This is a genomic window from Tsukamurella sp. NPDC003166, assembly GCF_040611135.1.
In the GTDB taxonomy this organism is placed as follows: Bacteria; Actinomycetota; Actinomycetes; order Mycobacteriales; family Mycobacteriaceae; genus Tsukamurella.
This window is the reverse complement of record NZ_JBEXNL010000012.1, coordinates 1-26,981: the sequence shown is the minus strand read 5'-3', so window position 1 is coordinate 26,981 and position 26,981 is coordinate 1. Positions and strand designations below refer to the sequence as shown.

At 70.4% G+C, this 26,981-nt stretch carries 23 protein-coding genes; 9 read left to right on the top strand and 14 right to left on the bottom strand.

All coding sequences use genetic code 11. The annotated features are described in order from the left end of the window. Nucleotides 1-73: 73 nt before the first annotated feature. From ABZX10_RS14515 to ABZX10_RS14505, 3 genes are read right to left on the bottom strand one after another with little or no spacing between them, the layout of a single operon-like run. The gene (locus ABZX10_RS14515) at nt 74-1,093 is read right to left on the bottom strand and encodes a 3-isopropylmalate dehydrogenase (RefSeq protein ID WP_355540801.1); all 1,020 of its coding nucleotides are present in this window, start codon (nt 1,091-1,093) and stop codon (nt 74-76) included. Beyond that, nucleotides 1,090-2,676: a phosphoglycerate dehydrogenase gene (gene serA, locus ABZX10_RS14510; RefSeq protein WP_355540798.1), complete on the bottom strand. Its 1,587-nt coding sequence runs from the start codon at nt 2,674-2,676 to the stop codon at nt 1,090-1,092. Before serA ends, ABZX10_RS14515 begins: the two co-directional genes overlap by 4 nt. A 39-nt stretch (nt 2,677-2,715) precedes the next feature. Continuing rightward, entirely contained in the window at nt 2,716-3,978 is a 1,263-nt protein-coding gene (locus ABZX10_RS14505) for a helix-turn-helix domain-containing protein (RefSeq protein WP_355540795.1), read from the bottom strand. Between the two features lie 148 nt (nt 3,979-4,126). On the opposite strand from ABZX10_RS14505, the gene ABZX10_RS14500 reads away from it, so the two are divergent. Genes ABZX10_RS14500 through ABZX10_RS14485 form a run of 4 tightly spaced genes read left to right on the top strand, consistent with a single transcriptional unit; the run spans nt 4,127 to nt 9,196 of the window. Beyond that, on the top strand, nt 4,127-5,599 hold the full coding sequence (locus tag ABZX10_RS14500; protein ID WP_355540792.1) for an AMP-binding protein: 1,473 nt from the start codon (nt 4,127-4,129) through the stop codon (nt 5,597-5,599). Nucleotides 5,600-5,626: 27 nt separating this feature from the next. Next, nucleotides 5,627-7,411, top strand: a complete 1,785-nt coding sequence (locus ABZX10_RS14495; RefSeq protein ID WP_355540789.1) for a DUF3556 domain-containing protein — start codon at nt 5,627-5,629, stop codon at nt 7,409-7,411. Beyond that, nucleotides 7,408-8,820: an NAD(P)/FAD-dependent oxidoreductase gene (locus ABZX10_RS14490; protein ID WP_355540786.1), complete on the top strand. Its 1,413-nt coding sequence runs from the start codon at nt 7,408-7,410 to the stop codon at nt 8,818-8,820. Before ABZX10_RS14495 ends, ABZX10_RS14490 begins: the two co-directional genes overlap by 4 nt. Nucleotides 8,821-8,872: 52 nt before the next feature. Beyond that, nucleotides 8,873-9,196, top strand: a complete 324-nt coding sequence (locus ABZX10_RS14485; protein WP_068744563.1) for a DUF4286 family protein — start codon at nt 8,873-8,875, stop codon at nt 9,194-9,196. 18 nt (nt 9,197-9,214) lie between these two features. On the opposite strand, the gene ABZX10_RS14480 is transcribed toward ABZX10_RS14485, so the two are convergent. Both ABZX10_RS14480 and ABZX10_RS14475 read right to left on the bottom strand, forming a co-directional pair. After that, nucleotides 9,215-10,201 (bottom strand): diiron oxygenase, encoded by a 987-nt coding sequence (locus ABZX10_RS14480; RefSeq protein ID WP_355541116.1) that lies wholly within the window; start codon nt 10,199-10,201, stop codon nt 9,215-9,217. Nucleotides 10,202-10,353: 152 nt separating this feature from the next. Beyond that, on the bottom strand, nt 10,354-11,376 hold the full coding sequence (locus ABZX10_RS14475; protein WP_355540782.1) for an AsnC family transcriptional regulator: 1,023 nt from the start codon (nt 11,374-11,376) through the stop codon (nt 10,354-10,356). Nucleotides 11,377-11,503: 127 nt separating this feature from the next. Between ABZX10_RS14475 and ABZX10_RS14470 the strand changes: the two genes are divergently transcribed. Then, nucleotides 11,504-12,724 carry a M20 family metallopeptidase gene (locus ABZX10_RS14470; protein WP_355540779.1) on the top strand — a complete coding sequence of 407 codons (1,221 nt, stop codon included), beginning with the start codon at nt 11,504-11,506 and terminating at the stop codon, nt 12,722-12,724. After that, on the top strand, nt 12,721-14,061 hold the full coding sequence (locus tag ABZX10_RS14465; RefSeq protein ID WP_355540776.1) for an MFS transporter: 1,341 nt from the start codon (nt 12,721-12,723) through the stop codon (nt 14,059-14,061). Before ABZX10_RS14470 ends, ABZX10_RS14465 begins: the two co-directional genes overlap by 4 nt. Before the next feature lie 46 nt (nt 14,062-14,107). Here the strand turns inward: ABZX10_RS14465 and ABZX10_RS14460 are convergent, their stop codons facing one another. From ABZX10_RS14460 to ABZX10_RS14440, 5 genes are all read right to left on the bottom strand, one after another. Then, nucleotides 14,108-14,476, bottom strand: a complete 369-nt coding sequence (locus ABZX10_RS14460) for a DoxX family protein (RefSeq protein ID WP_355540773.1) — start codon at nt 14,474-14,476, stop codon at nt 14,108-14,110. Further along, nucleotides 14,473-15,072 carry a TetR/AcrR family transcriptional regulator gene (locus ABZX10_RS14455; protein WP_355540770.1) on the bottom strand — a complete coding sequence of 200 codons (600 nt, stop codon included), beginning with the start codon at nt 15,070-15,072 and terminating at the stop codon, nt 14,473-14,475. The genes ABZX10_RS14460 and ABZX10_RS14455 overlap by 4 nt, the downstream gene beginning before the upstream one ends. Before the next feature lie 87 nt (nt 15,073-15,159). Then, entirely contained in the window at nt 15,160-16,173 is a 1,014-nt protein-coding gene (gene ilvC / locus ABZX10_RS14450; protein WP_355540767.1) for a ketol-acid reductoisomerase, read from the bottom strand. A gap of 43 nt (nt 16,174-16,216) precedes the next feature. After that, on the bottom strand, nt 16,217-16,720 hold the full coding sequence (ilvN, locus tag ABZX10_RS14445; protein WP_068744571.1) for an acetolactate synthase small subunit: 504 nt from the start codon (nt 16,718-16,720) through the stop codon (nt 16,217-16,219). Continuing rightward, entirely contained in the window at nt 16,717-18,672 is a 1,956-nt protein-coding gene (locus tag ABZX10_RS14440) for an acetolactate synthase large subunit (protein WP_068744573.1), read from the bottom strand. Before ABZX10_RS14440 ends, ilvN begins: the two co-directional genes overlap by 4 nt. 306 nt (nt 18,673-18,978) lie before the next feature. On the opposite strand from ABZX10_RS14440, the gene ABZX10_RS14435 reads away from it, so the two are divergent. Together ABZX10_RS14435 and ilvD are read left to right on the top strand one after the other, a co-directional pair. Next, the gene (locus tag ABZX10_RS14435; protein ID WP_355540762.1) at nt 18,979-19,491 is read left to right on the top strand and encodes a PH domain-containing protein; all 513 of its coding nucleotides are present in this window, start codon (nt 18,979-18,981) and stop codon (nt 19,489-19,491) included. An 86-nt stretch (nt 19,492-19,577) separates the two neighbouring features. After that, a complete protein-coding gene (ilvD, locus tag ABZX10_RS14430) occupies nt 19,578-21,422 on the top strand; it encodes a dihydroxy-acid dehydratase (RefSeq protein WP_355540759.1) in 1,845 nt (614 codons plus the stop codon). 60 nt (nt 21,423-21,482) lie between these two features. Here ilvD and ABZX10_RS14425 read toward each other — a convergent pair whose 3' ends face one another. Then, nucleotides 21,483-22,628 carry a DoxX family protein gene (locus ABZX10_RS14425; RefSeq protein WP_355540756.1) on the bottom strand — a complete coding sequence of 382 codons (1,146 nt, stop codon included), beginning with the start codon at nt 22,626-22,628 and terminating at the stop codon, nt 21,483-21,485. Nucleotides 22,629-22,706: 78 nt separating this feature from the next. On the opposite strand from ABZX10_RS14425, the gene ABZX10_RS14420 reads away from it, so the two are divergent. Next, nucleotides 22,707-23,837 carry a PQQ-dependent sugar dehydrogenase gene (locus ABZX10_RS14420; RefSeq protein WP_355540753.1) on the top strand — a complete coding sequence of 377 codons (1,131 nt, stop codon included), beginning with the start codon at nt 22,707-22,709 and terminating at the stop codon, nt 23,835-23,837. A 22-nt stretch (nt 23,838-23,859) separates the two neighbouring features. On the opposite strand, the gene gatB is transcribed toward ABZX10_RS14420, so the two are convergent. The 3 genes from gatB to ABZX10_RS14405 form a co-directional block, all read right to left on the bottom strand. Then, a complete protein-coding gene (gatB, locus tag ABZX10_RS14415; protein WP_068744582.1) occupies nt 23,860-25,371 on the bottom strand; it encodes an Asp-tRNA(Asn)/Glu-tRNA(Gln) amidotransferase subunit GatB in 1,512 nt (503 codons plus the stop codon). Between the two features lie 25 nt (nt 25,372-25,396). Next, complete coding sequence (locus tag ABZX10_RS14410) at nt 25,397-26,620, bottom strand: hypothetical protein (RefSeq protein WP_355540749.1); 1,224 nt, start codon at nt 26,618-26,620, stop codon at nt 25,397-25,399. 67 nt (nt 26,621-26,687) lie between these two features. Next, the coding region (locus ABZX10_RS14405) for a 6-phosphofructokinase (protein WP_355540746.1) at nt 26,688-26,981 on the bottom strand (294 nt) is incomplete at its 5' end.

Sequence of the window (26,981 nt, the reverse complement as noted above, 5' to 3'; positions counted from 1 at the left end):
ACTTAACAGCGTTAGCCCATAGAGAACCCGCAGGTGGAGATATGGGCTAACGCTGTTAAGTCAGGGGTGGGGGTTACGCCGTGAGGGCGGCGGCGATGCGGTCGCCGACCTCGGCGGTGCGGATCGGGGCGTCGCCGCGGGCGGCGAGGTCCGCGGTCACCGCGTCCTCGATGCGCTGCGCGCCCTCGGCGTTCCCGAGGTGCCGCAGCAGCATCGCCGCGGACAGGATGGCCGCGGTGGGATCCGCGACGCCCTGGCCGACGATGTCCGGGGCGCTGCCGTGCACGGGCTCGAACATCGACGGGTTGGTTCCCGTCGCGTCGATGTTGCCCGACGCCGCCAGGCCGATGCCGCCGGAGATCGCGCCGGCCTCGTCGGTGAGGATGTCGCCGAAGAGGTTGTCGGTGACGATCACGTCGAACCGCGACGGGTCGGTCACCAGGTAGATCGTCGCCGCGTCGATGTGGCTGTAATCCACCGCGACGTCGGGGAACTCCTGCGCCACCTCGTCGACGGTGCGCTGCCACAGCGAGCCGCCGAAGACGAGCACGTTCGTCTTGTGCACCAGCGTCAGCTTCTTCCGCCGGGTGCGCGCGAGCTCGAAGGCGAAGCGCACCACGCGCTCCGCGCCGAACCGGGTGTTGACCGAGGTCTCGTTGGCGACCTCCTGCGGGGTGCCGACACGGATCGCGCCGCCGTTGCCCGTGTACGCGCCCTCGGTGCCCTCGCGGACCACGACGAAGTCGATCTCGCCCGGGTTCTTCAGGGGCGACTCGACGCCCGGGAAGAGCTTCGACGGGCGCAGGTTCACGTGGTGGTCCAGCGCGAAGCGCATCTTCAGCAGCAGCCCGCGCTCGAGCACGCCCGGCGGGACCTTGCGCGGGTCGCCGATGGCGCCGAGCAGGATCGCGTCGTGCCCGCGCAGCGACGCCAGGTCCTCGTCGGTGAGCAGCTCGCCGTTGCGCTCGTAGCGGCGCGCGCCCAGGTCGTACTCGGTGGTCTCGATCTCGCCGACCACCGCGCGCAGCACCTTGAGCGCCTCCGCCGTCACCTCGGGGCCGATGCCGTCCCCGCCGATCACCGCGAGCTTCACGAGAGATCCACCTGCGCGATGGTGGTGGCCGCGACGGCCTCGCCGATGGCCTGCTGGACCTCGGCGGGCACGGCCTGGCTGACGCGCAGCAGCACCGTCGCCCCGTCGCCCTCGGCGTCCTGGCTGAGCGCAGCGGCCTGGATGTCGATGCCGGCATCCCCGAGGAGCGTGCCGATCTTGCCCAGCGAGCCCGGCTGATCGCCGTAAGCGATGAACAGGTTCAGGCCTTCGGCGCGCAGGTCGAAATTGCGGCCGTTGATGTTGGTGACCTTCTCCACCCGGCTCAGGCCCGACAGGGTGCCCGAGACATTGGCGACGGTGCCGTCGCCGTACACGGCGCGCACGTCGACCAGGCTGCGGTGGTTGGGGCTCTCCGAGACCTTCTCCAGCTCGACAGTGACGCCGCGCTCCTCCGCGAGGGCGGGGGCGTTGACGAAGGTGACGGCGTCCTCGATGACGGCCGAGAACAGGCCGCGCAGCGCCGAGAGCTGCAGGATGTCGACGTTCTCGCTGGCGAGCTCGCCGCGGACGGTGACGCCGATCTTCTCGGGCAGCTGCCCGGGCAGGCCGCCCAGCAGCACACCCAGCTTGCGGGTGAGCTCGAGCCAGGGCGCGACCTCCTCGTCGACGGCGCCGCCCTTGACGTTGACGGCGTCCGGCACGAACTCGCCGGCGAGGGCCAGGCGGACGCTCTTGGCGACGTCGGTGCCGGCGCGGTCCTGCGCCTCCGAAGTGGAGGCGCCGAGGTGCGGGGTCACGACGACCTGCGGCAGCTCGAACAGCGGGCTGTCGGTGCAGGGCTCGGTCTCGAAGACGTCGAGGCCAGCGCCGAAGACGTGGCCCGAGGTGATCGCGTCCGCGAGGGCCTGCTCGTCGATGAGGCCGCCGCGGGCCGCGTTGACGATGACGACGCCCTTCTTCGTGCGGGCGAGCGCCTCACGGCCGATCAGGCCCTTGGTCTCCGGGGTCTTCGGGAGGTGCACCGAGATGAAGTCGGCGCGCTCGAGCAGCTCGTCCAGCGTGAGCAACTCGATGCCGAGCTGCGCGGCGCGGGCCGGGCTCACGTAGGGGTCGTACGCGACGATCTTCGTCTCGAAGGCGGCGAGGCGCTGCGCGACGAGCTGACCGATGCGACCCATGCCGACGACGCCGACGGTCTTGCCGAGGATCTCGACGCCGTTGAACGAGCTGCGCTTCCAGGTGTGCTCGCGCAGCGTCTTGTCCGCGGCCGGGATCTGGCGGGCTGTGGCGAGCATCAGCGCGACGGCGTGCTCGGCGGCAGTGTGGATGTTCGAGGTGGGGGCGTTGACCACGAGGACGCCGCGCTCGGTGGCGGCGGGCACGTCCACGTTGTCGAGGCCGACGCCGGCGCGGGCGACGATCTTCAGCTTGGTGGCGGCGGCGAGGACCTCCGCGTCGACGGTGGTCGCGGAGCGGACGAGCAGCGCGTCGGCCTCGGGGACCGCGGCGAGCAGGGCCGGGCGATCGGGGCCGTCGACCCACTTCACCTCGACGCCGTCACCGAGCGCCTCCACAGTCGACGGTGCCAGCTTGTCGGCGATCAATACCACGGGACGGGTCACTTGCGCTCCTCATTCACGGTGCCTGTTGCACCGCTCAGCTTAGTGACCAGCGTCGGGGGCCTTCCGCGCCGGGTTGCCGGGAGCGTGCCGGCCGAAGATCCGGCGCACCGCCAACGCCACCTCCACGTCCAGCCGGTCGTCGCCGATCTCGCGGCCCCGCCGCGCCACCGCGCGGCGCACCCGGTACTTCACCGAGTTGGCGTGCAGGAGCTGCTGTTCTGCGGTGGCCTTGAAGCTACCGCCGGTGCGCAGGAAGATCTCGAGCGTGCTGCGCAGGCGATCGTCGGCGGCGGACACCCCGGTCAGCTCCCCGAGCACGCCGTCGGCCCAGGCCCGCGCCGCGGCGACGTCGTGTGCGACGAGGGCCGCCAGGCCGACCCCGGGATCCGTCGCGACCAGCAGCCGCGCGTCCGTCGCGTCCGCCACCCGCCGCACCTCGCGCGCCGCCCGGTTCGTCGCGCGGAAGCCCTCGAGCCCTTCCCGCGGCGGCCCGAACACGACGCGCGGCGCCTCCGGATCGGCTGCCGCGAAAGACCGGGCGGCGGCGATCGCCGCCTCCCCGTCCGCCACCGGCAGCCACGCCCAGGCGGTGAGGCGGTCCACGGCCACCGATAGCGGAGGTGCAAGAGTCTCGATCGCGGCGCCGAGGTCCCGCAGGAACCGCTCGATCCGCTCGACCTCGTCGACGCCCTCCGCGTACCAGGCGACCAACCCGATGTGGTTCGCGCGCAACGGGTACCGGATGCTGGCGGAGGCCGCGGCGACGCTCGGCACCTCGCCGTCCAGCACCTCGAGGACGCGCACCGTCCGGGCCCCGCTCCGGGCGTCCACCCACGCCGCCCGCTCCGCCTCGTACTCGTCGAGGACGCGGCGGGTGACGACGTCGTTGTAGTCGAAGGACCAACCCACCAGCCAGCGCATCGCGGCCTCACGCAGGTCCTGCTCCACCCCGGCCTCCGCGTCGACGGCGTCGCCGATGAGGGCGATCATGGTCTGCTGCCCGAGGTAGTACGCGCGGACGAGGGAGGTGGCCGCCATCCCGCGCTGCGCCACGCGCCGCGGGTACTCGAGCGCCGCGAGCGGGACCTCGATCCGCTCCACGGGGACGTCGAGCACGACGGCGTGGGTGACGTTCTCGACGTTGGCCTCGACGCTCGCGGCCAGCGCGCCGAGGATCGCGTCGTCGGCCCGCAGGTCCGGGAGGTCGGCCGCGATCCGCTCGGTCATGGCGTCGGAGACCGCGCGCCGGGGCGCGGCGCTCAGCACCCGGGCGATCAACCGTCGGGGCGCGTCGGGGTCCATCGCCAAATCCTAGGCCCATTGCGCTCCCACGCGACGAGGAATTCGTCTCCGAAGGACGAATTCCTCGGCACATCTCGTCGCCGGTGGACGATGTGACCTCGGTCACGCGCGCCCTACCGTGGATGCACCCACCGGACTAGGAGCCACCGTGACCTACGACTTCACCACCTTCGCCCACCTGCCCGCGGTGCGCGCCGCCGCGGCCCCGGACGCGCCCGCGGTCGCCGACGACGCCGTCGACCTCGACAACGCCGCCTTCGACGGTGCCGTGCGCAGCGCCGCCGCCGTCCTGCGCGCGGCCGGCGTCGGCCCCGGCGACGTGGTCGCGGTGAAGTTGCCGAACACGGCGCTGCTCGTGGTCACCCTGTTCGCGTCCTGGCACCTGGGCGCGGCCGCGACCCCCATCAATCCGTACCTCGCGCAGCCCGAGGTCGAGTACCAGGTGCGGGACGCGGGCGCGGCGGTCCTGGTCACCGATGCCGGCGCGCCGGCGGGAGTCACGGTGATCGCCGCGGAGGCGCTGCTCGGACACGCGCCCGACACCGCGGAGCCGGTCGCGGCACCGTCGGACCTCGCGCTGCTGATCTACACCTCCGGCACCACGGGGCGCCCGAAGGGCGTGATGCTCGACCACGCGAACCTGGTCGCGATGAGCGAGATGTCCTCGGCGGCCTTCGAGTTCGACGCCGACGATCACAGCCTGCTGATCCTGCCGCTGTTCCACGTCAACGCGATCGTGGTCTCGACGCTCAACCCGTTGCGCGGCGGCGGCCGCGTCACCATCGCGGGCCGGTTCGACCCGCGCACCTTCTTCGACGTGCTCTCCGAGACCGGGGCGACGTACTTCTCCGCGGTACCCACGATCTACACGATGCTGGCGGGGCTGCCGCCCGAGGTGCGGCCGGACCTGTCGAGGGTGCGCTTCGGCGTGTGCGGGGCCGCGCCGGCGAGCCGGGAACTGTTGGAGGGCTTCGAGGCCCGCTACGGATTCCCCTTGATCGAGGGCTACGGCCTGTCCGAGTGCACCTGCGCCGCGACGTGCAACCCGCTCAACGGGATCCGCAAGGTGGGGAGCGTGGGGCTGCCGTTGCCGGGCCAGCAGATCCGCATCGTCGACGGTGCCGGGGCCGACGTCCCCGCCGGAGAGCCGGGCGAGGTGCTGCTCGCGGGTCCGAACATCATGCGCGGCTACCTCGGCCGGCCCGAGGAGACCGCGAAGTCCGTCGTCGACGGGTGGCTGCGCACCGGCGACGTCGGTATCCTCGACTCCGACGGCTATCTCCGCCTCGTGGACCGCGCGAAGGACATGATCATCCGCGGCGGGGAGAACATCTACCCCAAGGAGATCGAGACCGCGGTGTACGGCGTGAGCGGCGTCGCCGAGGCGGCCGTGATCGGCCGGCCGGACCCGAAGTACGGCGAACTGCCGGTGCTCTACGTCTCCCCCGCACCCGGGGTCCGCCTCGACGTCGATGTCATTGCGACGCACGCCCGCGCGCAGCTCGCGAAGTACAAGCAGCCCGTCGCGATCACCGTGCTCGACGCGCTGCCGAAGAACCCCGTCGGCAAGATCGACAAGCCCTCCCTGCGTCGCCTCGACGCCGCCGCCCCGACCGCCTGATCCCCTCCCCCCGGAAGGACATCTGTCATGGGATTCATCAAACCCGACCTCCCCGAGGTCGATCCGGCGGAGTTCATCACCCGCCCGCTCCAGGACCGCCTCCGCTTCGCCACCCAGCGCTGGGTGGACCACGGCTTCGGCACGCAGAAGGTCGCCTTCGTCGTCTACGTCGTGAAGCTGCTGGTGCTGTACGCCTTCGGCGGCGTGCTGTTCGCCACCGCCACCTCGGGCCTGCAGTTCTGGGAGGTCTCGACCTGGTGGAACCAGCCCATCGTGTACCAGAAGCTGGTGCTGTGGACCACCCTGCTCGAGGCCATCGGCGTCGCCGGCGCGTGGGGCCCGCTGACCTTCAAGATCAAGCCGATGACCGGTGGAATCCGGTTCTGGGCCCGCACGGGAACGATCCGGCTGCGCCCCTACCCCTGGGTCCCCGGCACCGCCGGCACCCGGCGCACCGCGCTCGACGTCGGCCTGTACTGGCTGCTCCTCGCCTCGCTCGTGCTGGGCATCGCGCTCCCCGGCGTGACCGTGACCGACTCGTCGCCGTACGAGCTGGTGGTGCCCTGGCTGATGATCGCCCCGGTCGCGCTGCTCATCCTGATCGGCCTGCGGGACAAGACGATCTTCCTCGCCGCCCGCGGCGAGCAGTACATGCCGGCGCTGATCATGTTCGGGCTCCTGCCGCTGCTCTCCTTCGCGACGATGATCGTCGGGCTCAAGCTGCTCATCGTGGTGGTCTGGGTCGGCGCCGGGATGTCGAAGATCGGCAAGCACTTCATCAACGTCATCCCCGTGATGGTGTCCAACTCTCCGTGCATGCCCTTCAAGGGCCTGCGCCGCGCCCACTACCGCAACGCCCCGCACGATCTGCTGCCGTCGCGGCTGGCCCGGTTCATGGCGGAGGGGCTCGGCACGTTCGTCGAGATCGTCGCGCCGCTCATCCTGTTGTTCTCGATGAACCGCACGGTGACGGTGGTCTGCGCCGTGTTCATGGTGTGTTACCACCTTTTCATCATTTCGACTTTCCCCCTGGCGGTTCCGCTCGAGTGGAACCTGCTGTTCGCGTACACCGCGTTGTTCCTCTTCGTCGGGTTCCCCGCGCAGGACGGCTACTCGGTGCTCGACATGTCGCCGGCCTGGTTGATCCTGGTGATCGTCGCGGCTCTCGCGTTCTTCCCCGTGCTGGGCAACATCCGGCCCGACAAGGTGTCCTTCCTGCCCTCGCTGCGGCAGTACGCCGGCAACTGGGCGACGGGCATGTGGGCCTTCGCGCCCGGCGCCGAGGAGAAGTTGAACCGGGTCCAGCGGCAGACGACGAACACCGTCGACCAATTCGTCGCCACCGGCGTCGAGCGCGAATGGGCCGAGACCCTCATGAACATGGGCCTCGGCTGGCGCGCGATGCACAGCAACGGCCGCGGCCTCTTCTCGACCCTGCTGAGCCACGTGCCCGACGTCGAAGAGCGGACGCTGCGCGAGGGCGAGCTGGTGTGCAACACCATGATCGGCTTCAACTTCGGCGACGGCCATCTCCACGACGAGACCCTCATCGCCGCGGTCCAGGAGCAGGCGGGATTCGAGCCGGGCGAGCTGATCGTGGTCTGGGCCGAATCGCAGCCCGTCACCCGCATGAGCCAGGACTTCAAGATCATCGACGCCGCGCTGGGCGTGGTGGCGCGCGGCCGGTGGAGCGTGACGGAGTGCGTGACGACGCAGCCCTGGCTGCCGGACGGCCCCGTCGCGTGTGAGATCACCTGGTCGGCGGACCACGACCGCTTCCCCCTCGGCACCGGACTAGGCTCGCGGGCATGACCACCGGCACCGTCGTCGGCAGCGGGCCCAACGGGCTCGCCGCCGCGATCACCCTCGCCCGCGCGGGCGTCGAGACCACCCTGCTGGAGGCGGCTAGCACGGTCGGCGGCGGGCTCCGGTCCTTCGAGGGCATCGTCCCCGGTCTCATCCACGATCACTGCTCGGCGATCCACCCCATGGCCGTGGGCTCGCCCTTCCTCGCCACCATCGACCTCGAGAGGCGCGGGTTGCACTGGCGCTCCGCCGAGCTCGAGTGCGTGCATCCGCTCGACGACGGGACGGCGGGGGTGCTGCGGCGCACCGTCGGGGACACGGCCGAGGGTTTGGGGCCCGACGGTGCCGCCTGGCGCGCGTTGTTCGGCCGACCCGTGACGAACATGGACAAGATCGGGCCGTCGATGCTGGGACCGCTGCTCCGGATGCCGCGACATCCCCTGGCGCTCGCGGAGTTCGGCGCACCGACGGTGCTCCCCGCCGCCGTCCTGGCACGGGCCCTCCGAACGCCGCAGGCCCGCGCACTGTGGGGCGGCGTCGCGGCGCACGCCTTCCGGCCCCTGCACGAGCCGATGAGTTCGGCGATCGGCAAGGGCATGCTGACCGCGGGGCACACATACGGTTGGCAGGTCGCCGAGGGAGGCTCCGGTGCGATCGCGAACGCCCTGGCCGCGGAGTTCCTCGACCTGGGCGGACGGATCGAGACCGATGCGCGGGTGACCGCCGCGAACCTGCCCGCGAGCGACCTCACACTGTTCGACCTGGACCCCGCGCAGGTCGCGAGCATCCTCGGCGACCGGCTTCCGGCGCGAACACAACGCGCGTTCGGGCGATTCCGGCGCGGCCCCGGTGCCTTCAAGGTGGACTTCGCCGTCGAGGGCGGCGTGCCCTGGACCACCCCCGACGCACGCCGCTCCAGCACCGTCCACCTGGGCGGCGAGTTCGCGGAGATCGCGGCGACGGAGAAGGCCATCGCGGCAGGACGGATGCCCGAGCGGCCCTTCGTCCTGGTGGGCCAGCAGTACCTCGCGGACCCGTCGCGGAGCGTCGGCGATGTCCATCCCGTGTGGTCGTACGCCCACGTGCCGAGCGGCTACGCCGGCGACGCCACCGAGGCGATCATCGCGCAGATCGAGCGCTTCGCCCCAGGCTTCCGGGAGCGCATCGTGGGCACCGCCGTGTGCTCGACGACGGAGATGTCGCGGTACAACGCCAACTTCGTCGGCGGCGACATCAACACCGGTTCGAAGGACCCGCTGCAGCTGGTGTTCGGGCCGCGGATCACCTTGCAGCCCTACGACCTCGGCGTGCCCGGCATGTACATCTGCTCCGCCGCAACGCCGCCCGGGCCCGCCGCGCACGGGATGTGCGGATTCCACGCCGCGACGCGAGCGCTCGACCGGCTCGGCCGCTGAGCGCCCCGAAGTCCCAACGATCGGGGCACCGTCGCCCCGGAACGGAGATCACATGACCGAGATCCTGCTGCTGGTGCGGTCCGCCGCCGCCTCGCCCGAGGTGGAGGACGAGTACAACGCCTGGTACGACGAGGTGCACGTGCCGCAGATCCTCGAGCGCGTGCCCGGCGTGACCTCTGCGCGGCGCTACCGCCTCGCCGACGCGCAACTCGCCCCGGCGGACAAGCTGCCCGTCGCCTACCTGGCCGAGTACCGCATCGAGACCGACGATCCCGCGGCCTCGGCGGCCGCGCTCGGCGCGGCCCTCACCGACGGCACGCTCGACATGAGCCGGACCATCGCGCGGCCCGAGATCCTGTTCTACCGGCCGGTGTAGCGCTCCCCGGCGACCGGCCTACTGCGCGGCGTAGGCCGGCTCGCTGCGGAACCGGGAGATGCGGCCGTCGATGCCGCAGATCCGCCACATGAGCTTGCTCAGCGGGTTCATGAGGCCGCACTTCTCGGCCATCATCCGCACGTCGCCGAAGACGTCGCGCTTCATCTGCTGCGACTCGTCCGAGCGCCAGAAGATGTCCTTCTTCACCGACCGCGGCACGTCGAAGGTCTCCCAGAACTCCTTGGGCGGCATCATGATCATGGTCACCATCACGCGCATGGTGATCGGTAGCATGAGCGAGAGCACGAGCCGCGGGAAGGCGCCGCGCGTCGGGATGCGGTGCTCGAGCAGCTGATGCGCGAAGCCGATGTGCCGGGCCTCCTCCGCGACGTGGATCTGCATGATCGAGCTCATCGCGGGGTGCTGCTCCGACCCCGAACGCAGGAACTGCTTCTGCAGGTGGTCGATCGGCTCCTCGCCGCCGAGCACCATCATGTAGAAGTACAGCGGCGTCATGGTCGCGAAGAGCGGCACGATCGGCGAGATCCGGCGGAGGAACCAGCTTCCGCCCGGGACGTCCATGCCCACGCGGTTGACGAACTCCTGGAACATCAGCGTGTGCTGGCACTCCTCCTTCGCCTCGTGCGTGGCGTAGCGGAACTCCGGCGAGTTGTTCGGGAGGGCCGCCGTGTACTGCATGATCCCGCGGATCAGCATCGACTCGAACTGCAGGCCCACCTTCGCGACGTTGGCCTGGCGCCACATCCCGATCTCGATCTGCTTGGCCAGCGGCTGTGCCTGGTACCACGGGTGGCGGCCGATCGGATCGAAGCGGGAGTCGCACACCCAGCGCGGATCGTCGGGGACGATCGCCAGCTCCGGGTCGTCCCAGTCGATGTCGAGGTACGGGTCGAAGTTGCGGCGCACCGAGGCCTCGGAGAGGTCCGTCAGCGCCTGCTCGTACTCGGCACGCCCGGGGAAATCGTCGCCCATGGTCCTGCCCATGTGGGTCAGGGCGAAACGTGTCGCCATCTGATCGACTCCTACTGCTCGATGATAGGTGTTGTCGGCGACACTATCATTCATCACTGCTGGTTTCTTGTCTTCACCGAACCTCTGATTGGCCGGGGCCCGGCTCGGGCGCGCGACCGGCCTCGTCAGGCGAAGTCGGGCAGCGGAACGAGGTCCACGGCGCGCCCGTCGGAGTCGAGTACCCGTCCGATGTGCTTGATCTTGCGCAACACGATCGTCCGGTCGTCGATCAGCGCCGTGGGACACAGTCGCGCGATCCGCACTTCGAAGTCCAGTAGGTCCTCCGGGCGGTGGAACCAGGCGTTGACCAGGAGGTTGTGCCGGCCGGCGAGCGTCGCGACCATTCGACGGTCGGGCAGGTCGGCGATCGCCGCCATCGCAGCCGCGAGGTCGCCAGGAGGCAACCGCAGCCACAGGTAGACCAGGGTCTCGTGCCCGGAGATCGCTGTCGACAGGTCGCAGCGAAGGCTGAGCCATCCGGATTCGAGCAGGCGGGCCACGCGTCGGCGCGCGGTGTTGACACTCACGTCGAGCCGGGTCGCGAGGTCGGTGGCCGACACCCGGCCGTCCACCGCCAGCGCCCGCACCAGCGCGCGGTCCGTCTCGTCGATCTGCGGTACCGGCGCGCCCGTGAGCGGCACCGCGACCCGTCGCATCCGCCGCTCCTGCTCCGGATCGAGCGCGTCGAGACGCCACCGCGAGCCGTGTGCGACCACGGTCGTCGACACCACCGGCTCGACCACGCTCACCCCGTCGACCGCCCGGAGCGCATGCAGTTCGTCGGCCATCGCGGACGTGCTCGGCGCGACCAGCGTCCCGAGGAGCGACCGAGCCCCGGCCACCTCGTCGAGCGTCACCAGCGCGCTCCGGGCGCACAGGCCCGCCACGGCCTCCGCGCTCCGCGCCGGCGCCACGTCGATCCGGACGAAGACGAGGCGCGAGTACGGGCTCGCGACGTACGCGGCGATCCACGCGCGACCGCCGGACTCGAGGTTCGCCCATCGCCGCGCGACCGTCGTGGGCGCGACGCCGATCGCGGCGCCGATCTCCGCCCAGGTCGCACGCGGGGCGATCTGCAGCGCGTGCAGGATCGTCAGATCCACCTCGTCGGTGCCCCGGGACCGGTCCGCGGCGGCAGATTCGATCATGTGTCGCGCCTCACAGCTCAGAATATAGAATATTCGTGCAGATCCAGAGTTCACCTCGACGCGATACCTACCTTGGTCTTCCAACCGGATGTGTCTCCGGTCACAGACCCGGAAGGAAGGAAGATCGATGAACCTTGTCGACGACGCCGCGCAGATGCAGGGCGACCTGGAGCAGCTGCGGCAGCGGCTGCACGCCACCCCCGAGGTGGGGCTGATCCTGCCGCGCACTCAGGAGATCGTGCTCGAGCAGCTGGACGGCCTCGGCCTGGAGCTGACCACCGGCACCCGGACGACGTCCGTCACCGGCGTGCTCCGCGGCGGCCGACGCGATCCGGAGAACCCCGCCACCGTGCTGCTGCGCGGAGACATGGACGGGCTCCCCGTCGCCGAGGACACCGGCCTCGACTTCGCCTCGACCAACGGCGCGATGCACGCCTGCGGCCACGACTTCCACACCACCTCCCTCGTCGGCGCGGCACAACTGCTCAGCCGCCACCGCGACAACCTGGCGGGCGACGTGGTGTTCATGTTCCAGCCGGGCGAAGAAGGCTTCGACGGCGCCGGCGTGATGATCGACGAGGGCGTGCTGGAGGCTTCCGGACGACGACCTGACGCCGCCTACGCGCTGCACGTGATCTCGACGATGACCGCGAGCGGCGTCTTCACCTCCCGCCCCGGGACGATGATGTCGGCCTCGCACAAGCTGGTCGTGACGGTGCGCGGCGCCGGCGGCCACGGCTCGATGCCGTTCCGCGCGAAGGACCCCATCCTCGCCGCCGCGCAGATGATCGCGGCGCTGGAGACGATGATCACGCGGACCTTCGACATCTTCGACCCCGTGGTCCTGTCCGTCGGGTCGATCCACGGGGGCACCAAGGCGAACGTCATTCCCGAGACGGTGACCTTCGAGGCCACCGTCCGGCGATTCAGCCGCGAGAGCGAGGAACTCCTGGAGCGGGCGATCACGCAGACGCTGCGGGGCGTCGCCCACGCGAACGGCGTGGACGTCGATCACGAGCTCATCGCCGAATACCCGGTCACGATCAACGACGAGTGGGAGACCGCCTTCGGCGCCGACGTGGTCCGCGAGGCCCTCGGCGAGGAGCGGTTCCTCACCGCGAAGAACCCCATCGCCGGCTCCGAGGACTTCTCCCGCGTGCTCGAGGAGATCCCCGGTGTGTTCATGAACATCGGCGCCACCCTCCCCGGTCTCGACCCGGCGTCCGCGCCGCTGAACCACTCGCCGCAGGCCGACTTCGACCCGTCGGTGCTCCAGGACGGCGTCGCGGTCTACGCGACGCTCGCCGAGCGGCGCCTGGACCTGCTCGCCGCGGGCGGTGCCCGATGACCGCCACGATGCCCAAGCCCTCGGACTCCCCCGCGCCCCAGGAACCCGCCGCGGCCGGACCGGCGAAGCGACAGAGCACCGCGAAGACGCTGCTCGGCGTCGGCTCCGGTAACGCGATGGAGTGGTTCGACTGGGGCATCTACGCCGTCTTCGCGCCGTTCTTCGCCGCCCAGTTCTTCCACACCGAGGATGCCGCGTCGAGTCTTCTCAAGACGCTCGCCGTGTTCGCGGTGGGCTTCGTGGCACGGCCCTTCGGCGGGATATTCTTCGGCTGGCTCTCGGACCGCCTGGGCCGCAAGTCCGCGATGTCCTGGACCGTCGCCCTCGGCGCCGGTGGCAGCCTGTTGATCGGCCTCACCCCGAATTACGCGACCATCGGCGTCGCCGCCAGCGTGCTGCTGGTGATCGCCCGCCTGGCCCAGGGACTCGCGCACGGCGGCGAACTGCCCGCCGCGCAGACGTACATCGCCGAGGAGGCCCCGCGCGAGCGACGCGGGCTCTGGTCATCGATCATCTACGTCTCCGGCACGGTGGGGCAGCTCGCGGCTCTCGTACTGGCCGGGATCCTCGCGTCGTCACTGTCTGACGATGCCATGCATTCGTGGGGCTGGCGGATCGCGTTCGTCCTGGGCGGTGTCTTCGGCTTCTATTCGCTGTACATGCGGACGCGACTCGAGGAGAGCGAGATCTTCGAGGGCCACAAGGCGGCGCGCGGGTCCACCGATGCGCCGAAGCGCTCCGTCTTCGACGGCGTGCGCCGGCACCCCAAGCTGCTGTTGCAGATCTGCGGGATGGTCCTGGGAATGACGGTCCTGTACTACGCGTGGGCGGTCTCCGCTCCCGCCTACGCGATCGCCGTGATCAAGGTTCCGAAGGCCGACGCCCTCTGGGCCGGTGCCGGGGCTCAGCTGGTGTTCCTCGCGCTGTGCCCGCTGTGGGGCAGGCTGTCGGACCGGGTCGGCCGCAAGCCCGTGATGATCTCGGCGGCCGTCGCGATCGTGGCGCTGACCTTCCCCCTCAACGCGATGCTCACCCCGTCGGCCTGGAGTCTGTTCGCGGCCATGTCGCTCGCGATGGTCCCGCTGTCGGCACTCGCGTCGGTCACCGTCGCGGTGTACGCGGAGATCTTCCCGACGAATATCCGCACCCTCGGCCTTGCGCTGCCCTACGCGCTGTGCGTCGCGGCGTTCGGCGGCACGGCGCCCTACCTGCAGACCTACTTCGGCTCTCTCGGCCGACCCGAGGTGTTCCTCGGGTACGCGATGGCACTGGGCGTCGTATCGATCATCACGATGTGCACCGTGCCCGAGACCCGGGCCAAGGACTTGACCGCCTGAGGGTGTCGGTCATGCCGAGGGGCGCCCGCCACGAGCGGGCGCCCCTTCAGGCGTACGACAGGATCAGCACGAGGGCCGAGAAGCCGAGCATGCCGAGGCAGTTCACCCAGAAGGTCGAGCCGAGGAAGCCAGCGCGGACGTGCGCGACAGCTGCGCAGACGAAGTAGGCGACCACGCCCGCGTTCGCCGCGAAGCCGACGCCCGGATAGTGGAGGCCGGCGAGCAGCCCCGCGACCGCGACCAGCTTGATCACGACGAGGGTCCACCACCAGTCGCGCGGGAACCGGACCCCGTCGAGGCAGTCGCGGATGAAGGCCGGCGGGCGCAGGGACATCAGCGCGTCGCCGAGCAGTACGACGGAGAGCGCGACCGTGAGCCACGGCCAGTGCGGCGTATCGATGAAACCGGTGGTCATTGTGGAACTCCCTCTCCGAGAATCTGTCCGATCGCCTCAACGAGGCGCTCCGCCGCGGCCTCCCGCGTGATCGCGCCGCCTGAGGTGGCGAACAGCAGGCCGATGTAGACGAAGTAGAGGCTGCGCGCGGCGGCGCCGGGATCGGCACAGCCCGCGGCCGCGAAGACCTGCTCGAAGTCAGCCTGCAGCTCGTCGCCGAGGTCGCCGAACGTGCGGGAACGGTGCCTGCCCCGCGCGAGGACCGCTGCGTACTCGCGGGAGAGGTCACCGTCGGCGTTGAAGTAGGTGACGAACGGCCGGACGACCTCGACGAGGCGCACCGTCGCCTCCCCCGGCGTCAGCGGCGGCAGCACCGCCGCGGGCTCGCGGCCCGCGTGCACGGCCGCGATCCAGTCGTCGACGATGGCGATGAGCAGCGCGTCCTTGTCACCGACCCCCATCACGGTCCCGACGCTGACGCCGGCGTCGGCGGCGATGCCGCGCACCGTCGTGCCCGAGAAGCCGCGCTCGCGGAACGAGCGGTCGGCGGCGGCGAGCACCCGCGACCGAGTGTCGGCCTTCGCCTCCGCCCGCGACTGAACATGTTCATTGAACATGTTCAGACGGTAGCGCGGGACGTCCGGACGCGCAAGAGCCCCGTCGAACCTGGACGGTTCGACGGGGCTCCGGGCGTGCGGTGAGACCTAGGCAGTCTCGGTGATCGGGCGATCGACCCAGCTCATCAGGTCGCGCAGCTTCTTGCCCGTGACCTCGATCGGGTGCTCGGCGTTCTCCTTGCGCAGGCCCTCGAGCTCCTTGTTGCCGCCCTCGACGTTCGCGACGAGGCGCTTGACGAAAGTGCCGTCCTGGATGTCCGTGAGGATGTCCTGCATGCGCTTCTTGGTGTCGGCGTCGATGACGCGCGGGCCCGAGAGGTAGCCGCCGAACTCCGCGGTGTCGGACACCGAGTAGTTCATGCGGGCGATGCCGCCCTCGTACATGAGGTCCACGATGAGCTTGAGCTCGTGCAGGCACTCGAAGTAGGCCATCTCGGGGGCGTAGCCCGCCTCGACGAGCACCTCGAAGCCGACCTTGACGAGCTCCTCGGTGCCGCCGCACAGCACGGCCTGCTCACCGAAGAGATCGGTCTCGGTCTCCTCCTTGAAGGTGGTCTTGATGACGCCGGCGCGGGCGCCACCGATCGCGGCGGCGTAGCTCAGGGCGAGCGCCTGGCCGTTGCCGGTCGGGTCCTGGTCCACCGCGATGAGGGCGGGGACGCCCTTGCCGTCGACGAACTGACGACGCACCAGGTGGCCGGGGCCCTTGGGGGCGACCATCGCGACGGTGACGTTGGCCGGGGCCTCGATCAGCTTGAAGTGGATGTTCAGGCCGTGGCCGAAGAACAGCGCGTCGCCGTCCTTGAGGTTCGGCTCGATGTCGGCCTTGAAGATCTCGGCCTGCGCGGTGTCGGGCGCGAGCAGCATGATGACGTCGGCCCACGCGGCGACCTCGGCGGGCGTGCCGACGGTCAGGCCCTGCTCCTCGGCCTTGGCGCGCGACTTCGAGCCCTCCTTGAGGCCGATCCGCACGTCGACGCCGGAGTCGCGCAGGCTCAGCGAGTGCGCGTGCCCCTGCGAGCCGTAGCCGATGACGGCGACCTTCTTGCCCTGAATGATGGAGAGGTCGGCGTCCTCGTCGTAGAACAGTTCGATTGCCACGGTGGTTCCTTGTCCCTTCTGAAAATTTTTTGCAGTAGTTAAGTTAGCGGGTCGCGGTGATCGACTTGGGGCCGCGTCCCAGCGCGATGACGCCGGACTGGGCGATCTCGCGGATCCCGAAGGGATCCAGGACCGCCAGCAGCGCGTCGAGCTTGTCCGGCGTACCGGTGGCCTCGATGGTCACCGAGTCGGGCGAGACGTCCACGATCTTGGCACGGAACAGGTCGACGGTGTCGGTGACCTGGCCACGTGTGGCGGCGTCGGCGCGCACCTTGATGAGCATGAGCTCGCGCGCCACCGACGACGTCGAATCCTGTTCGACGATCTTGAGCACGGAGACCAGCTTGTTGAGCTGCTTGGTGACCTGCTCGAGCGGCAGCTCGTCGACCGTGACGACGATGGTCATGCGGCTGACGCCCTTGAGCTCGGTCCCGCCGACGGCGAGGGACTCGATGTTGAAGCCGCGACGCGAGAACAGCGACGAGACGCGGGCGAGCACGCCCGGCCGGTCCTCGACCAGAACGCTCAGCGTGTGCGTGGTGCTCACTTCTGCTCCTCCGAACGCTCCATCGCGGCGTGGATGACGGCGGGCTCGTCGGCCGCGTCGTCCTCGTCGAACAGCGGACGGATGTCCCGTGCCGCCATGATCTCGTCGTTGCTGGTGCCCGCGGCGACCATCGGCCACACCTGGGCGTCGGCGCCCACGATGAAGTCGATGACCACCGGGCGGTCGTTGATCTCCCGCGCCTGCGCGATGATCGCGTCGACGTCCTCGGCGCGCTCGCAGCGGAAGGACACGCAGCCCATCGCCTCACCGAGCTTGACGAAATCCGGGATCCGCATCGAGTGCGTGGACAGGTCGGTGCTCGAGTAGCGCTGGTCGTAGAACAGCGTCTGCCACTGGCGGACCATGCCCAGGTTGCCGTTGTTGATGATGGCGACCTTGATCGGCGCGCCCTCGATCGCGGCGGTGGCGAGCTCCTGATTGGTCATCTGGAAGCAGCCGTCACCGTCGATCGCCCAGACCTCCTTCTCGGGCGCGCCCATCTTGGCGCCGAGCGCCGCGGGGACCGCGTAGCCCATCGTGCCGAGACCGCCCGAGTTCAGCCAGGTACGCGGCTTCTCGTACTTGACGAACTGCGCGGCCCACATCTGGTGCTGGCCGACGCCGGCGCAGTAGATCGCGTCGGGCCCCGCGGCGATACCGAGGCGCTCGATCACGTACTCGGGGCTCAGCGCACCGTCGGACGGGGTGTTGTACGCCAGCGGATAGGTCGCGCGGACGCCGTCCAGGTACTCCCACCAGGCGGTGAGGTCCGGGGCGGCGATGGTGGCGCGGTCCTCGGAGATCGCGGCGATGAGCTCGGCGATGACCTCCTTGCAATCGCCCACGATCGGGACGTCCGCGAACCGGTTCTTGCCGATCTCCGCCGGGTCGATGTCGGCGTGGATGACCTTCGCGTCGGGCGCGAAGGAGTCCAGCTTGCCGGTGACGCGGTCGTCGAACCGGGCGCCGAGGGTGACCAACAGGTCCGAACGCTGCAGCGCGGCCACGGCGCCGACGGTGCCGTGCATGCCGGGCATGCCCATGTGCTGCTGATGGCTGTCGGGGAAGACGCCGCGCGCCATCAGGGTGGTGACCACCGGGATACCGGTCAGCTCGGCCAGCTTGAGCAGTTCCTCGGACGCCTCCGCCTTGAGCACGCCGCCGCCGACGTAGAGCACCGGCGACTTCGCCGCGGCGATGAGCCGGGCGGCCTCGCGGATCTGCTTACCGTGCGGCTTGGTCACGGGCCGGTAGCCGGGCAGGTCGATCTGCGGCGGCCACGAGAAGACCGTGTCCTCCTGCAGCACGTCCTTCGGGATGTCGACCAGCACGGCGCCGGGGCGGCCGCTCTGCGCGAGATAGAAGGCCTCGGCGATGACGCGCGGGATGTCGGCCGCGTCGTAGACGAGGAAGTTGTGCTTGGTGACGGGCATCGTGATGCCCGAGATGTCGGCCTCCTGGAAGGCGTCCGTGCCGATCAGCGGGCGGCCGACCTGACCGGTGATCGCGACGATCGGGACCGAGTCCATCTGCGCGTCGGCGAGCGGGGTCACCAGGTTGGTGGCGCCGGGACCGGAGGTGGCCATGCACACGCCGACCTTGCCCGTGGCCTGCGCGTAGCCGGTGGCGGCGTGGCCGGCGCCCTGCTCGTGCCGGACCAGGACGTGCCGCACCTTCTTCGAGTCGAGCAGCGGGTCGTACACCGGGAGGATGCACCCGCCGGGAATGCCGAAGACCGTGTCGACGCCGATCTCCTCGAGCGACCGGACGACCGACTGCGCACCGGTGACCCGCTCGGGGGCTACGGTACGGGCGCCCTCGAGGTGGCCGCTCGCGACGTCGGACGCCACGTGCTGCTTCGAGGCGGCGGGATGCGCGCCGGGGATCCCGGCGCCGGGCTTGCGGGCCCCGGGCTTCTGCCCTGGGTGGGGCCGAGCTGTAGGTGCGCTCACGATGTGACCTTCTCGTGCTCTAGCGTTGCTCTGCTCAAACATGGACTATCGGCGTGCGATGCGTCGCCCGAAGCTATCCGGGCAACAAAAAACCCCCGTCAGCGGTGGCTGAGCGAGGGTAGCGCGTCGATGCTGGTGTGAAACGGCTGTAACCGGTTCAGGCGGCGACGCGCCGACCGATTACGAGGAGCTGGTAGCTGTGTTTCACACAAGTGAAACTAGGCGTCCGTGTGCATTCGCGTCAAACCAGTGAGTCACACCGTCTCATATGTTGGGAATCGGCTGCCGCGTGAGACAATGCGTGTTATGAGCGAGACTCCCGCCGCGCCGGCGTCCACCGGCGCCACGCGCACCGTGACCACCGACCACACCGCGGACACCGCGGTGCCGATCGCCGCGGGCGACCGGGTGGTCTTCAAGCACCCGTCGATCGCGCTGATCGGGGTGGCGCTGTTCGCCGTCTGCCTCGCGCCCATCGTCGGCCCGTGGACCGTCGGCCGCTCGGTCGACGGCAGTACAGCGGGCGTCGGCGCCGCCGTCCTCGGCTGGGCACTGCTCGTCATCCCCGTCCTGCTCGCCCTGTGGATCCTGCGGGTCCGCACCGTCATCGGTCCCGACGGTGTCCGGTCCGTCCGCGTCCTGCGCGCCACCACCATCGCGTGGGACGAGATGTCGGGGATTAGGATCGGGAACAACGGTGCGGTGTACGCAGTCCGCGCCGACGGTTCCGAGGTGCGACTACCCGCCGTCACCATCAGCCAGCTCCCCCGCGTCGCGGCCGCCTCCGGTGGCCGGATCCCGGACGTCACCGCGGAATAATTCCCGCGGAACAGGCCTTCACCTGTTCACGGGGAGCGCATTCCTCACCAGCCCGCACGATAGAAAAGATCCGAGGCGAGAAGCTCATGCCACCGCTCCGCTCACGCACCACCACCGTCGGACGAGAGGCGGCCGGCGCTCGCGCGCTCTGGCGTGCCACCGGAATGACGGACGCCGACTTCGGCAAGCCGATCATCGCGATCGCCAACTCCTACACGCAGTTCGTGCCCGGTCACGTGCACCTGAAGAACGTCGGCGAGATCGTCGCGGAGGCGATCGTCGCGGCGGGTGGCGTCGCGAAGGAGTTCCACACCATCGCCGTGGACGACGGCATCGCCATGGGGCACGGCGGCATGCTGTACTCGCTGCCCAGCCGCGAGATCATCGCCGACTCGGTCGAGTACATGGTCAACGCGCACACCGCCGACGCGCTGGTCTGCATCTCGAACTGCGACAAGATCACCCCCGGCATGCTCAACGCCGCGATGCGCCTGAACATCCCCACGGTGTTCGTCTCCGGCGGCCCGATGGAGGCCGGGACGTCGGTCGTCATCAACGGCGTCGTTCGCCCGGGCACCGATCTCATCGACGCGATGATCGCGTCCGCCGACGGCAATGTCAGCGACCAGGAGCTCCTCGAGGTCGAGCGCTCGGCATGCCCGACGTGCGGCTCGTGTTCGGGCATGTTCACCGCCAACTCCATGAACTGCCTCACCGAGGCCCTCGGCCTGTCGCTGCCCGGCAACGGCTCCACGCTGGCGACACAGACCGCGCGCCGCGACCTGTTCACCCGCGCGGGCGAGCTGATCGTCGACATCGCCACGAAGTACTACCGGGACGACGACGAGTCGGTCCTTCCCCGCTCCGTCGCCACCCGCGAGGCCTTCGAGAACGCCATGGCGCTCGACGTCGCGATGGGCGGGTCGACGAACACGGTGCTGCACATCCTGGCCGCTGCGCAGGAGGGCGAGGTCGCCTTCGACCTGCATGACATCGACCGCATCTCGCGCAAGGTCCCGTGCCTGGCGAAGGTGGCGCCGAACTCACCGAAGTACTACATGGAGCACGTGCACCGGGCCGGTGGCATCCCCGCGATCCTCGGCGAGCTCGACCGCGCGGGCCTGTTGAACCGGAATGTCCGGCCCGTCCACGCGCCGTCTCTTGAGGCATACCTCGCCGACTGGGACATCCGCAGCGGCACCGCCACCGACACGGCGATCGAGCTCTTCCACGCCGCACCCGGCGGGGTCCGGACCACCGAGCCCTTCTCCACGTCGAACCGGTGGGAATCGCTCGACACCGACGCCGCCGAGGGCTGCATCCGCGACAAGGAGCACGCCTACACGGTGGAGGGCGGCCTCTGCGTGCTGCACGGCAACATCGCGCAGAACGGCGCCGTCCTCAAGACCGCGGGGGTCGAGGAGGAGCTGTGGCACTTCCAGGGCCCGGCGCGCGTCGTCGAGAGCCAGGAGGACGCGGTGCACGCGATCCTGTCGAAGGAGTTGCAGGCCGGCGAGGTCCTGGTCATCCGCTACGAGGGTCCCGCGGGCGGCCCGGGCATGCAGGAGATGCTGCACCCCACGTCCTTCATGAAGGGCACGGGCATGGGCAAGAAGTGCGGTCTCGTCACCGACGGTCGCTTCTCCGGCGGCTCGTCGGGCCTCGTCATCGGCCACGCCTCCCCCGAGGCGGCGTCGGGCGGCAACATCGGCCTTGTCGAGAACGGCGACGAGATCCTGATCGACGTGCACTCGCGCACCCTCAAGGTCCTCGTCGACGACGAGGAGCTCGCGCGGCGCCGCGCCAAGATGGAGGCCTCCGAGCGCCCCTGGCAGCCCCGGGACCGGCAGCGCACCGTCAGTACTGCGCTGCGCGCCTACGCCGCCCTGGCGACGTCCGCCGACCGCGGTGCGGTCCGGCAGGTGCCCTGATCGAGCGCTGAACGCGAAGGAACCCCGGCCGGGCGGCCGGGGTTCCTGCGTCTCACCGGGTCAGCGCTTGACGAGCGGGTTCGCGCCGTTGAGGAGGACCCACACGGTGACGGCGCCCGCGACTGCCACGACCAGCCAGATCACCGAGCCCGCGTGTGGCCGCCGGGCCCACCCGCGACCGAAGTCCAGCGACAGCCTGCCCGGGCCGGCGAGCAGGATCGCGACGGCGGCCAGGACGAGCATGAGCTCGTACTCGACCCCGTTCGGCGCGAAGAAGACGAAGCCGTGGCCGGCGGTGGTCAGCTTGAACAGCCCCGCCGAGAGCATCACGCCGACCGCACCCGCGGCGGCGATGGGGGTCAGCAGGCCCAGGACGAGCATCGCGCCGCCGCCCAGCTCGATGACGCCGGTGCCGATCGAGAGCACCTTGGTGAACCGCTGGAAGCCGACCGACGGATCGTTGCCGTTCTGCAGGTACCGCGCGAACCCGTCGATGCCCGGCCCGCCCCAGATCCCGAACAGCTTCTGCACGCCGTGCGCCGCAAGAATCACACCGACGGCGACCCGCAGCACCAGCAGACCGAGATCGGTGGTGCCGCGGCGCGCGGCCTTGCGGGCCTCGTCGAGCTCTGCGGAGGCGTCACCGACGGGCTTGCCGAATCGGCGCCCCTGCGGCGGCGCGATCTCCTCCGTCGCGGCGGTCTCGAGCGGGATGCCCTCGGCCTCCGCCCGGGCCTGGGCGGCGCGCTCGCGGCCCCGTCGGCGGTTGTAGCGCTTGCCGAACTCGTCCCGCTCCTCGCTGGACAGTGCGCCGGCCCGGCCCGCGACCGGGGCGGCGTCCGGCGTGCCGCTGGCGGAGATCGCCGCGGTGGCGGCGCTCGCGGACGCGATCGCCGCGGCGAGATCGCTCGTGTCCGGCACGGCCGCCGTCGGGGCGTCGTCGCCCGACGGTGCCGCCGGCGGGGTGTCCTGCGTGCCGGACGCGCTCGCGGACGCCGAGGCCGGGGCCGTTCCGGCGGGCTCGTCGCGGTAGCGCGGGAGCACCGGTCCGATGCCGGTGTCCGAGTCGTCGTGGGGATCCAGGACGAATCCGCCCGTCGGATGCCGCTCCCCGAACCGGGGCAGGTCCCCCGTGGACGAGAAGTCGTACGGCGACCCGGCCGCGCTCTCGCTGGTCTCTTTCTCGATTCCGTCCTTGTCGCTCACACGCCCCACCCTAAGGGGCGCGCACGGTGCGGGCCGGGAGCGAACCGCGCCCGGAGACCGAATCGGTAGGGTGGCGGCATGAGTGAGGGGTCCCGGCGCGCGCGTGTCCGCGCGCGACACGCCGTCGTACTCGCGGCGGCCGCGGCGCTGCTGGCGGGCTGCGTCGACTTCTCCGGCAGTGAGGCCGCCCCGTTCACCGGGCCGCCGACGGGCGAGGCCACGACCACGACGCGCACGCCCGGTCCCGCCCTGCCCAGCGCGGTCCCCAAGCCGCCGGGCCCGTGCATCGACCAGGATCCGATGGTCCTCGCGACCTGCCTCACCGAGCCGACATCGCTGATCACCACCGGTGATCTGGAGCATGCGTACGTCTCCGAGCGCGGGGGCTCCATCACCTACACCACCACGGACCTGCCGAACCGCGAGATCCTGCGGATCGGGGTCGACACATCGGGCGACGGCGGGCTGCTGTCGATCGCCCTGTCACCGTCGTACGACGAGGACCGGCTGTTCTACGCCTACGTGAGCACTCCCACCGACAACCGGATCGTGCGCGTGACGCCGGGAGACGAACCGAAGGTGATCCTGTCCGGAATCCCCAAGGGCGCCACGGGCAACGCCGGCTCGATCATGTTCCGGGGCCGCGACCTGATCGTCGCGACCGGCAACGCGGGCGACGCGAATGCGGCGCGCGACCCCGGGTCGCTCGCCGGCAAGGTTCTGCTGCTGCCCTCGCCGAACACGATCTCGCCCGTCCGGCCGAGGGTGCTCGCGAGCGACGGTGGGGTCCGGCAGTCGGTGTGCGGCTTCGCCCAGGGCGGGCCGATCTTCATCGCCGATCAGGGGCTCACGCAGGACCGGCTGCGCGTGATCACGAACCCGGGCTCGCCGGATTCGGTGGTGTGGAGCTGGCCGGACCGTCCGGGCCTCGCGGGCTGTGCCGTCGTCAAGGGCGCGGTGTTCGTCAGCGAGTCGCGCGCGGGCAAGGTCGAGATGGTGCGCGTGCCGAAGGACCCGGTCACTGCCGACGGCGAGCCCGTCCAGATGGTCGACCGCACCCGCTACGGCATCTTCGGGCGCCTCGCGATCGGTCCGAAGGACCTCCCGCAGGGGCTGACGACGAACAAGCCGAACCCGCAGGCCCCCACGGACGATCGGGTCGTCCTCCTCCCGATCCCCAGCAGCGAGGCCGGCGGCGGGAACGACTGACACTCCCGCGGGCCGCGCCCGGCTACTCGCAGGCGGCGAGCACCAGCTCGCGCACGCGTGCCGCGTCGGCCTGGCCGCGGGTGGCCTTCATGACATCGCCGACGATCTTGCCGGCGGCCTGCACCTTGCCGCTGCGGACCTTCTCGACGATGTCCGGGTTGGCGGCGAGCGCCTCGTCGACGGCCTTCTGCAGGGCTCCGTCGTCGCGCACCACCTCGAGGCCACGCGCGGCGACGACCTCGTCGGGCTCGCCCTCGCCGTCGAGCACGCCGACGATGACCTGCTGCGCGAGCTTGCTCGTGAGCTTGCCCTCGTCGATGAGCGCGATCACGCGCGCCACCTGGGCGGGGGTGATCGCCAGGGCATCGAGCTCGACCTCCCGTGAATTCGCCTGCTGCGGCAGGAAGCTCCCCCACCACGAGCGAGCGGCGTCCGGGGTGGCCCCGGCGTCGACGGTCGCGATGATGGCGTCGATGGCGCCCAGGTTCACCAGGTCGCGCATGACCTCGTCGGAGAGCTTCCACTCCTCCTGGATCCGGGCACGGCGCAGCCACGGCAGCTCCGGGATCGTGCCGCGCAGCTGCTCGACGAGCTCCGCCGCCGGCGCGACGGGGCCGAGGTCCGGGTCCGGGAAGTAGCGGTAGTCGTCCGCCGTCTCCTTGGGGCGCCCGGCCGTGGTGGTCCCGTCGCCCTCCTGGAAGTGCCGGGTCTCGAGGACGACGGTGCCGCCGGCGTCGAGCACCGCTGCCTGACGGCGCATCTCGTACCGCACCGCGACCTCGACGCTGCGCAGCGAGTTGACGTTCTTGGTCTCGGTGCGCGTGCCGAACTCCGTCTGCCCGACGGGCCTGAGCGAGACGTTCGAATCGCACCGCATCGAACCCTGGTCCATCCGGACGTCGGAGACGTCGAGCGAGGCGAGCAGGTCGCGGAGCGCGGTGACGTACGCGCGGGCGACCTCGGGGGCCCGCTCCCCCGCGCCCTCGATGGGGCGCGAGACGATCTCGACCAGCGGCACGCCGGCGCGGTTGAAGTCGAGGAGCGAGTGCGAGGCGCCGTGGATGCGGCCGGTGGCCGAACCGATGTGCGTGGACTTGCCCGTGTCCTCCTCCATGTGCGCGCGCTCGATCTCCACCCGCCAGACGGTGCCGTCCTCGAGCGGGACGTCGAGGTAGCCGTCGTAGGCGATCGGGTCCTCGTACTGGCTGATCTGGTAGTTCTTCGGCTGGTCCGGGTAGAAGTAGTTCTTCCGCGCGAACACCGAGCTCGGCCGGATCGAGCAGTTCAGTGCCAGGCCGATGCGAATGGCCGAGCGCACCGCCTCGTCGTTGACGACCGGCAGTGCGCCCGGCATCCCCAGGCACGTGGGGCAGACCTGGGTGTTGGGCTCGGCGCCGAACTCGGTGCGGCAGCCGCAGAACATCTTGGTGGCCGTGCCGAGCTCGACGTGGACCTCCATGCCCATCACGGGCTCGTAGCGGGCCACGACGTCCGCGTACTCGGGGAGATCCAGTTCGGCAAGCTCGGCACTCATGGCGTCAAGCCTAATGCTCCGCCGGTCAGCGGCTGGACACCGCCACCGCGTCAGCGGTCACCGTGACCGTCGAGGAGACGTAACCGGAGTCCGAGCCGGTGATCGGGCGACCGTCGCGGCCGGTGGCGGTGAAGTTCCACACCTGCGAGCCGCTGATGCTGAGCTGTCCGTCACGGACGTCACCGCTGAGGTCGATCTCGTCCACGTTGGGCGCGGTCCAGCTGTAGGTGCCCTTCTCGCCGGAGAAGTCGGACTGCGGGCACCCCGACGGGTAGCCGTCCTTCGAGGCCGCGCACGCCGAGTAGCGCGCGGCGATCTGCTGCCGCACCGACGTCTTGGCGGCGTCGCTGAGGCCGAAGCCGATGTTGAGGCTGCCACTCACGCTGAAGCGCGAGAGTCCCTTGACCGACGCCTGGCCCTTGTCGTCGGTCGAGCTGTACTTCAACTTCTGTGCCACCAGATTCTTGTTCGACGATCCCAGGTCGAGGGCACCGGGGAACACGTACACGACACCGGACTCGGGCAGCGGCTTGCCGAGGATCGTGACGTTCTTCTTGTCCGAGTCGTAGCTGAAGTACGGCTTGAGCTGGACCGCAGCGGTCGCGAGCTTCCAGTCGTCGCCGACCTTCTCCATGCTCAGCTCCTCGTCGTAGGACACCTGGCCGATCGTGACGGTCAGGTGGACCGTGCCCATGTAGCCGCCGGACTCGCTGACGATCTTGAGGTCCTTGATCGGCGCGAGGTCGCGCTGCTTCCGGAGCACCTCGTCGGTGAGCAGCTCGGTCGAGGCGGGCGCCTCCTTGCCGTAGCTCAGCGCCTTCTTCGCGTCACCCGCCTGGAGCGCGGCGAAGTAGGCCTTGACCGTCGCGCCGGGCGAACCTGTGTCGCCGCCACCACCGACGCTCTTGACGATGGCGATGCCGGCGATGAGCACGATCACCAGCAGCACGGCGCCGCCGCCGATCAGGGCGGGGATCAACCAGCCCGGCCGCGGCTTCTTCGGGGCGCCCGGGCCCGGCGGGAACCCGGGCGCTCCGGGACCCTGCGGGCCCTGGCCGCCGGGGGGCGCGAAGGCCGGTTGGGCCGGGTACTGCGGGTTCGACGGTGCGCCGAACTGCGGGTTCGACGGTGCGCCGAACTGCGCGTTCTCGCCCGACTGCCAGGTCGGGCGCAGCTGCGTCTGCTCGTGGGGGTCGGACGGATCCTGGCCCGGGTAGCCGCCCGGGTTCGAGGGAGGGTTCGGATTCATACCGGCGAGTCTGCGGTGCACTTCTTAAGGCTCGCTTCAGAGAGGCCAGTGGTCGCGCTCCGGAGGTTCAGCCGAAGAACTCCGCGGCGTCGTCGTAGCGCTCCCGCGGGACCCGCTTGAGTTGCTTGACCGCCTCCGCGAGGGGCACGAGCCCGATGGACGTGCCACGCAACGACACCATCTGCCCGACCTTCCCCGCATGGGCCGCATCAGCGGCGTTGACGCCGTAGCGGGTGGCCAGCACCCGATCCGCCGGCGTCGGCGTACCACCGCGCTGCACATGCCCCAGCACAGTGGTGCGGACCTCCTTGCTGATCCGCTTCTCGATCTCCACCCCCAACTGGTGCGCCACCCCCGTGAA